The sequence below is a fragment of the Imhoffiella purpurea genome (genome assembly GCF_000585215.1).
Classification (GTDB): domain Bacteria; phylum Pseudomonadota; class Gammaproteobacteria; order Chromatiales; family Chromatiaceae; genus Imhoffiella; species Imhoffiella purpurea.
In genome coordinates, this window is sequence record NZ_AONC01000130.1 from 1 (window position 1) to 1,095 (window position 1,095).

1 protein-coding gene is annotated in these 1,095 nt (G+C 47.1%); it reads left to right on the plus strand.

The window, feature by feature from the left end; translation table 11 throughout:
- Positions 1–251: 251 nt before the first annotated feature.
- Positions 252–599: a hypothetical protein gene (locus D779_RS22555; protein WP_157726503.1), complete on the plus strand. Its 348-nt coding sequence runs from the start codon at positions 252–254 to the stop codon at positions 597–599.
- Positions 600–1,095 lie beyond the last annotated feature (496 nt).

Genomic DNA, 1,095 nt, shown 5'->3' on the forward strand with positions numbered 1-1,095 from the left:
GCCCTAATACCGTGGGGCCGCGTTAGCGACCCCTTGCCGCTTTGAGCGGCTCACGAATTCAAAGCCCCCGGCTTTGCCGGGGGATGGTTACTTTTGAAAGATGGTTATTGAAAACGGCTATAAATCTCTCCTATAAAAGTGAGTTTCACATCGGCGTGGGAATGGCGGATTCTGTTCCTGGCGAGCCATCACCATACCTACTCCAGGTAGTATTTGGAAAGTTGCCATTCACTCACAAGTTGGGACTCTACATGCTGAGCTATAAAACGCTAGAAAGATTCCGCGTTGGCTCCATTTCTTTTACTCCGATACACATAGACAAGCAGATTGGCGGGTTTCTTTTTCACATACGAGGGTTGGACTTCTTTTTGTCTCTTTATCCTGGCCATGCCTTACCTACGCTAAATACACTTGGAATAGGGGATGATGGAAAAGTCCCAAAACACATCGCCAGTGCAACGCCAGAGTACAGAAAGAATACAGTTAGTGTTATAAACGAACATGGCGAGCGTTCAGATATTAAGTTTAATTGGAGAAAAGAAACAGCTGTTTCATCAGACCCAAAATATCACCTGCCGCCGGAAGAGACGAATAGGTAAGCGACGTAATATCGCATAACAATTAAAACAAGCCGACCCAAAAAGCGCGCATCGAACTCTCTGGTGCATTCACGTTTCGGTGCGCCAAATCAAGATGCGCAGAGCAGGCATATCCTGTTAGATGTAAAAAACGCCGTGTGGCAACGCGATCAAGGAAGACGACCTCGGACGAGCGTGTAAAAGTTGAGGCGAATGGTATTGATTTATTTGCTGATGATTATGCGATGGGCTTGAATTTATTTTCCGCTGGTCACGCATTCAATAAATTGGCGTTGCCTATCTTGCTGGTTCATTAACAACCCACCTCCCATCGACTTATTTCGTGGGGGTATTATATATCCAAACTAAAATCAATACTCAATTTTTGGCTACACCCCCCTCGTCCATGAGAGGGGCGATATATCTGGCGGTGATCATAACTCCGGTCCACACTCATGCCGCCAGCGGTGTCAAATAGGGTTGTCGAGCGGGTGGCGGTCGTTGTCGTCGTGGCCGT

Excerpts from the sequence above, each read along its gene's own strand:
- D779_RS22555 (WP_157726503.1), top strand. The coding sequence starts at position 252 with ATGCTGAGCTATAAAACGCTAGAAAGATTCCGCGTTGGCTCCATTTCT.